This window comes from Actinotalea ferrariae (assembly GCF_019733465.1).
In the GTDB taxonomy this organism is placed as follows: Bacteria; Actinomycetota; Actinomycetes; order Actinomycetales; family Cellulomonadaceae; genus Actinotalea; species Actinotalea ferrariae_A.
Genome location: NZ_JACVQL010000391.1, coordinates 1 through 7,019, shown reverse-complemented (window position 1 = coordinate 7,019; position 7,019 = coordinate 1). Strand labels below are relative to the sequence as shown.

Here is a 7,019-nt window from a genome sequence, read left to right as displayed (position 1 = left end):
GGGTGGCCCCGCGGGCGCGCCGCCCGCCGCGCCGGTGCGCCCGCCCCAGCGCGGTCCGATGGGGATGATGGCCGTCGGCATGCCGACGGCGAAGCCGGCCGACTTCCGGACGTCGGCGCGGCGCCTGCTCGGGGTCCTGCGGCCGGAGCGCGGGCCCCTGCTCGCGGTCCTCGGGCTCACCGTCCTCAGCGTCGCCCTCGCGGTGCTCGGCCCGCGCATCCTCGGCCGCGCGACGGACATCATCTTCGCGGGCGTGCTCGGCCGGTCCCTCCCGGCGGGGACCACGCAGGACGAGGCGGTGGCCGGTCTGCGCGCCCACGGGCAGGACACGCTGGCCGACGTCGTCGCGGCGACCGACGTCGTGCCCGGCCAGGGCGTCGACACGGCGGCGCTCGCGCGGGTGCTGCTCCTCGTGCTGGCCCTGTACGCCGGCGCGTGGCTGTTCGGCTACCTGCAGGGGCTGCTCACGACGGGCGTGGTGCAGCGCATCGTGCTCCGGCTCCGTGCGGACGTCCAGGCGAAGCTCGCGCGCCTCCCGCTCGCGCACGTCGACCGTCAGCCGCGCGGTGACCTGCTCTCGCGCGTCACCAACGACATCGACAACCTCGCGATGACCCTTCAGCAGACGCTGAGCCAGCTCATCACGTCGGTGCTCACCATCGTCGGCGTGCTGGTGATGATGTTCTGGATCTCACCGCTCCTCGCGCTCATCGCGCTCGTCACGGTGCCCGTGGCCGGGTTCGTCACCGCAGCCGTCGCGAAGCTGTCACGCCCCCAGTTCGCGACGCAGTGGGCGCGCAGCGGGACGCTCAACGCGCACGTCGAGGAGATGTTCACCGGGCACGCGCTCGTGAAGGTCTTCGGCCGGCAGCGCCAGGCGTCCGAGGCGTTCCACGCCGAGAACGAGGCGCTCACGGAGGCGAGCTTCCGGGCGCAGTTCATCTCGGGCCTGATCCAGCCCGCGATGATGTTCGTCTCCAACCTGACCTACGTCGCCATCGCCGTCGTCGGCGGGCTGCGGGTCGCCTCCGGCGCGCTGAGCCTGGGCGAGGTGCAGGCCTTCATCCAGTACTCGCGCCAGTTCACGCAGCCGATCACGCAGGTCGCGGCCATGATGAACCTCCTGCAGTCCGGCGTCGCGTCCGCCGAGCGCGTGTTCGAGGTCCTCGACGCGCCCGAGCAGTCGCCCGAGCCGGCCGACGCACCGCGCCCCGACCCGGTCCGGGGACGCGTCGCCTTCGAGGACGTCTCGTTCTCCTACGCGCCCGAGTCGCCGCTCGTCGAGCACCTGGACCTGGTGGCCGAGCCCGGCCGGACGGTCGCGATCGTCGGCCCCACGGGTGCCGGGAAGACCACCCTCGTCAACCTCCTGCTCCGGTTCTACGAGCTCGACGGCGGGCGGATCACGCTCGACGGCGTCGACGTCGCGGCGATGGACCGCGAGGTCCTGCGCAGCCAGATCGGCATGGTCCTGCAGGACACGTGGCTGTTCGGCGGCACGATCGAGGACAACATCGCCTACGGTCGCGCGGGCGCCACGCACGACGACGTCGTCGCCGCGGCCGAGGTGACGCACGTCGACCGGTTCGTCCGGACGCTGCCCGACGGGTACGCGACCGTGATCGACGACGAGGGCGGCAACGTCAGCGCGGGGGAGAAGCAGCTCATCACGATCGCGCGGGCGTTCCTCGCGGACCCCGCGATCCTCGTGCTCGACGAGGCGACGTCGTCCGTGGACACGCGGACCGAGGTGCTCGTCCAACACGCGATGGCGGCCCTGCGGAAGGGGCGCACGTCGTTCGTCATCGCCCACCGGCTCTCGACCATCCGCGACGCCGACACGATCCTCGTCATGGACCGCGGCGCGATCGTGGAGCAGGGCACGCACGACGAGCTGCTCGCCGCGGGCGGACCGTACGCCGCGCTCTACGCGAGCCAGTTCGCGGCGGCGGCGGCTCCGCTCGACTGAGCCCCGGTCGGCACCTGGGAGGATGCTCCGGTGCCCGTGCTGCGTGTGACCGACCCCCATGACGACCGGCTCGCGGACTACACGCGGCTCACCGACGTCGCGCTGCGGGCCAAGCACGAGCCGGCCAAGGGGCTCTACATCGCCGAGAGCTCGACCGTCATCCGGCGAGCCGTGGCCGCGGGCCACCGGCCGCGATCGCTGCTCATGGCCGAGAAGTGGCTGCCGGACCTCGCCGACCTGCTCGACGCGGTCGGCGCCGGCCCGGACGGCCACGTGCCCGTCTACGTCGGGGAGTCCGACGTGCTCGAGGCGATCACCGGGTTCCACCTGCACCGCGGCGCGCTCGCGGCGATGCACCGCCCACCGCTCCGCGACGTGCACGAGCTCCTCGCCGGCGCCCGCGGCGGTGCCGGAGCGCGCCGGGTCGCCGTGCTCGAGGACGTCGTCGACCACACCAACGTGGGTGCGGTGTTCCGGAGTGCGGCCGGTCTCGGCGTCGACGCCGTGCTCGTGTCCCCGCGCTGTGCCGACCCGCTGTACCGACGCAGCGTCCGCGTCTCGATGGGCACGGTCTTCCAGGTGCCCTGGACCCGCCTCGAGTCGTGGCCCGGCGGCCTGGACGACCTGCGCGCGGACGGGTTCGTCGTCGCCGCGCTCGCGCTCGCGGACGACGCCGTGACGCTCGACGCGCTCGCCGCCGATCCGCCCGAGCGGCTCGCGATGGTGCTCGGCACCGAGGGCGACGGCCTCTCGCGCGCCGCTGTCGCAGCCGCGGACGTCGTCGTCCGCATCCCCATGGCCGGCGGCGTCGACTCGCTCAACGTCGCCGCGGCGTCCGCGGTGGCGTTCTGGGCGCTGCGCTGACGCCTGCTCAGCCGCCTGCGGGTCGCAGGCGTGCCGCGGGCGCTCTCACGAGACGGGCAGCGCGAGGTCCTCGACGACCTCGACGCCCGGCATCCGGGCGAGGAGCGCACCGGGCAGGGTGATCTTGGACCGCCGGAGCCCGCTGCCGACGACGACGTCGCCCGCGTCGCGCACGCGTGCGTCGACCAGCACGCGCCAGCCCTCCGGCAGGCCGATCGGCGTGATCCCGCCGTACTCCATGCCCGAGTCCTCGACCGCCCGGTCCATCGCCATGAACGACGCCTTGCGGACGTCGAGGAGGCGCTTGATCGCGTTGTTGACGTCCGCGCGCGTGCTCGCGAGCACGACGGCGGCCGCGACCCGCTCCTCGCCCGCGCGACGGCCGGCGACGAGGACGCAGTTCGCCGACGCGTCGAGCGGCAGGTCGTAGGCCGCGGTGAGCGCGGCGGTGTCGGCGAGGTCGGGGTCGATCTCCGTGACCCGGACCGCCGCGGCGACGTCGTCGCTCGCCGTGGCCCACCGTCGGACGGCGTCGGCGGTGCCGGCGGCGAGCAGGTCGGGTCGGTCGAGGGCGGGCGTCCAGGTCAGCGATCCGAGCGGCATGGCCTCATCGTGCCGGGCCGCCGTCCGCGAGGCCACGCGACCCGCGTCACGCCGGGCCGCACGCGCCGGTCGGCACGCGCCGGCCGGGCGTGCGAGCGGCGTGCGAGCCGGGTGCGAGCGGGCTCGGCACGCTCGACGCGTCCCCACCGTGGGGACGGACGAGAGAGGGAACCATGACCACCACGACGCACCCCGCGGCCGCCACCGAGACATCGGCTGCGACGCCTGCGGACCTCTTCACCGCGCTGCGGCCGGACGCGCCGGCGGCCGAGGTCGCGGACCGCGTGCTCGCGGCGACGCTCGGCGCGATGGAGCTCAGCGCGATCCACCTCGGCGACCGGCTGGGCTGGTACCGCGCGCTCGCCGACCACGGGCCGCTCACGTCCGTCGAGCTCGCGACGGAGACCGGCACGGTCGAGAGGTACGCGCGCGAGTGGCTCGAGCAGCAGGCGGCCTCCGGGTACCTGCGCGCCGACCTCGACGGTCCCGCACCGCGCTTCGCCCTCGGGGCCGGTGCGCGCGAGACGCTGACCGACGTCGACAGCACGGCGTACCTGGCCCCGCTGGGCCGCTTCCTCGCGGCGTCGGGACGAGTCCTCGACGACCTCGTGGACGCCTACCGCCACGGCGGCGGCGTCAGCTGGGAGCGTCTCGGCGCGGACGCGCGCGAGGCGCAGTCGGCCATGAACCGGCCGTACTTCCTGCACGCGCTCGCGCAGGAGTCCATCCCCGCGGTCCCGGAGCTGGACGCGCGGCTGCGCGCCGGCGCTCGCGTGGCCGACGTCGGCTGCGGCGAGGGCTGGTCGGCGATCGGCGTCGCACGGCAGCACGCCGGCGTCACCGTCGACGGGTACGACGTCGACGCCCCGTCCGTCGAGGCGGCCCGTCGCCACGCGGCCGAGGCGGACGTCGCCGAGCGGGTGCGCTTCACGACCACGGACGTCGCCACGCTCGGCGCGGCCGTCGCGTACGACGTCGTCATGGCGTTCGAGTGCGTGCACGACATGTCCGACCCGGTGGCGGTCCTGAGCGCGATGCGGACGATGGCGTCGCCCGACGGGTACGTGCTCGTCGTCGACGAGCGCGCCGACGAGGCGTTCACGGCGCCCGCGGACCCCGTGCAGCGGCTGTTCTACGGGTTCTCGCTGCTGTGCTGCCTGCCCGACGGGCTCTCCGCCGAGGGCGGCGTCGGCACGGGCACGGTGATGCGGCCGTCGACGCTCGCCCGCTACGCGCGGGAGGCGGGGTTCGTACGCCTCGAGGTGCTGCCCGTGGAGCACGACATGTTCCGGTTCTACCGGCTGCACCTCTGAGCCGGTCGAGCGCCGGGCGGGCGGCGTCAGGTGAGGGCGCCGAGGGCGTCGAGCGCCGCCCGCGCGGCGGCCTCGACGCCCCGCGCGCGCCCACGGGCCAAGGCCTCCGCGAGGTGGTCGGGCTCCTCGTCCGCGTCGAGCGCGTGCCGGACCCGGTCCAGGCGCTCCCGCTCGGGACCGAAGCTGGACGAGGCCGCCGGCGCCTCGACCGCCGCCCAGAGCTCCGCGGCGGCGGTGCGCGAACCCGCCCGGAGCAGCAGGTCGACGAGGTTGCGCAGCGTGGTGAGCAGGTGGGTCCGGTCGCCCCGGTCCAGCCACCACGGCACGACCTCCGCGAAGGTCCGCGCCGCCTCGACCGGATCGCCGTGCCGCGCCCGGACGCTCGCGACCGAGACGCGCGCGACGCCGCCCAGGTAGAGGTTGCCCACCTCGTCCGCCGCGCCGAGTGCGCGCTCGAGGGGCTCGAGCGCGCGCGCCGGGTCGCGCTCGACCTCCGCCTCGCCGTCGGCGTAGTCGAGCCATCCGAGGGCCGACGGCGGCACGTCCTCGAACCGCCGAGCGAGCGCCGCCCGGCACGCGGCCACCGCGGCGTGCGCGCCGGCGGGGTCGCCCTCGTAGGCCGCGCACAGCGCGCGAGCCGTGCCCGCGACCGCGACGTAGTACGGGTCGCCCACCGCGAGGGCGACGTCGCGGAGCTCGACGGCGCGGCGGCGCGACTCGTCGAAGCGCGCGTCGTAGAGCGGGACGTCGGTCAGGACGTCGAGCGCGTGCATCCGGTCGACGTCGTTCGCGGCCGTGGTCAGCGCGAGCACGGCGCGCGCCTCCGCCGCGGCGAGCTCCCCGGCCTTGAGCAGCCGGGCGGCGACGGCCGCGTGCGCGACGGACGCGTCCCGGTCGCCCTCGAGCGACGGCGTGAGCTGCGCGGCCCAGCCGAGGCGCTCGTCGTCCATCGACATGACAGCCGTGGTGTGCAGCGCGCGGGAGAGGCGTGCGCCGAGGTGCGGGTCGTGCTGGCGCGCCCACGCGTGCGCGGCGCGGAGCTCGGCGACGACGGACGCGAGTCGTCGCACGGCCCGCGCCTCGTCCCCGGTCCGCCGCCCGGCGTCCGCCTCGGACGCGACCGCGAGCAGGTGGGCCGCGTGCCGCGCACGGTCCGCGTCGGTGGGCGCCCCCCAGCCGGACTGCACCGCGGACGCGACCGTCCGCAGCATCCGGTACCGCGTGCCGCCCGTCGGTCGGGCGGGGTCCACCACGAGCAGCGACCGCCGGACGAGCTGCTCGACGACGGAGCGCGGCGCGGCCACGACGGCCGCCGCGTCCCGGGCCTCGACGGGGCCGGCGAACACGGGCCAGCGGCGCAACGCGTCCCGCTCGGCCGCGGTGAGGAAGGTCTCCGACCACGCGATGACGGCCCGCAGCGTGCGGTGCCTGTCGGCGCCGTGGCGGCGGGGGTCGCGCAGCAGCTCGATCTCCGCGTCGAGCCCGTCCTCGAGGGCGGTGCTCAGCTCGTCGAGGTGGAGCGTCGCCGTGCGTGCCGCGGCCATCTCGATCGCGAGCGGGAGGCCGTCGAGACGCCGGACGACCCGGTCCACCAGGTCCGGGTCCAGCGCGCCGGGCCCGCCCAGCACGCCGGCGGCGGTGGCCCGCTCGACGAAGAGCCGCCGCGCCGCCGGCTCGGTGCCCGCCGTCGCGAGCGGCTCGACGACGCGCACGTGCTCACCGGGCACGCCGACCGGCTCCCGGCTCGTCGCGAGCACGCGTGCCCGGCCGCCGGGGAGCAGCTGCTCGAGCATGTGGGCGACGGTGTCGAGCACGTGCTCGCAGTTGTCCAGCACCACGAGGACGTCGAGCTCTCCCGCACGGCGCAGACCGGCCTCCACCGGTCCGCCCTGGGTCCCGACACCGATCGCCGCGAGCACGGCGGCCGGCACGGAGCCGGGGTCGGTGAGCGTCGTGAGCTCGACGACGCGCGCTCCCGACGCGTGGCCGGCAGCCCGACGCCGGGCCACCTCCAGCGCGACGCGCGTCTTGCCGACGCCGCCGGGTCCCACGATCGTCACCAGCCGCGCCCCGTCGAGCAGGGCGCCGACCTCCGCGACGTCCCGCTCACGACCGACCAACGACGACGCGGGCACCGGGACGTGCGCCGGGGTGCCGGGGGAGACGCGGGCGGGGACGGGGTGCGCCCGGACGGCAGCCGCAGGGGCGGCGGGCACCGGACCCGGCGGGGGGCGGGGCGAGGTGGGGGCGCCGAGGGCCTCCGCCTGCGC

General features: G+C 76.1%; 5 protein-coding genes. 3 read left to right on the top strand and 2 right to left on the bottom strand.

Annotated features, from left to right (window positions below; genetic code table 11):
• Together ICW40_RS20210 and ICW40_RS20205 are read left to right on the top strand one after the other, a co-directional pair.
• Nucleotides 1–1,969 (top strand): ABC transporter ATP-binding protein (locus ICW40_RS20210; RefSeq protein WP_308121940.1); only part of this gene is annotated, 1,969 nt, incomplete at its 5' end.
• A 30-nt stretch (nt 1,970–1,999) separates the two neighbouring features.
• Nucleotides 2,000–2,833, top strand: coding sequence for a TrmH family RNA methyltransferase (locus ICW40_RS20205; protein WP_221655766.1), 834 nt, complete (start codon nt 2,000–2,002; stop codon nt 2,831–2,833).
• 45 nt (nt 2,834–2,878) lie between these two features.
• Here ICW40_RS20205 and ICW40_RS20200 read toward each other — a convergent pair whose 3' ends face one another.
• The gene (locus ICW40_RS20200) at nt 2,879–3,436 is read right to left on the bottom strand and encodes a YbaK/EbsC family protein (protein WP_221655765.1); all 558 of its coding nucleotides are present in this window, start codon (nt 3,434–3,436) and stop codon (nt 2,879–2,881) included.
• 173 nt (nt 3,437–3,609) lie between these two features.
• On the opposite strand from ICW40_RS20200, the gene ICW40_RS20195 reads away from it, so the two are divergent.
• Nucleotides 3,610–4,749, top strand: a complete 1,140-nt coding sequence (locus ICW40_RS20195) for a class I SAM-dependent methyltransferase (protein ID WP_221655764.1) — start codon at nt 3,610–3,612, stop codon at nt 4,747–4,749.
• 26 nt (nt 4,750–4,775) lie between these two features.
• On the opposite strand, the gene ICW40_RS20190 is transcribed toward ICW40_RS20195, so the two are convergent.
• On the bottom strand, nt 4,776–7,019 hold a 2,244-nt coding region (locus ICW40_RS20190), incomplete at its 5' end, for an ATP-binding protein (protein ID WP_221655763.1).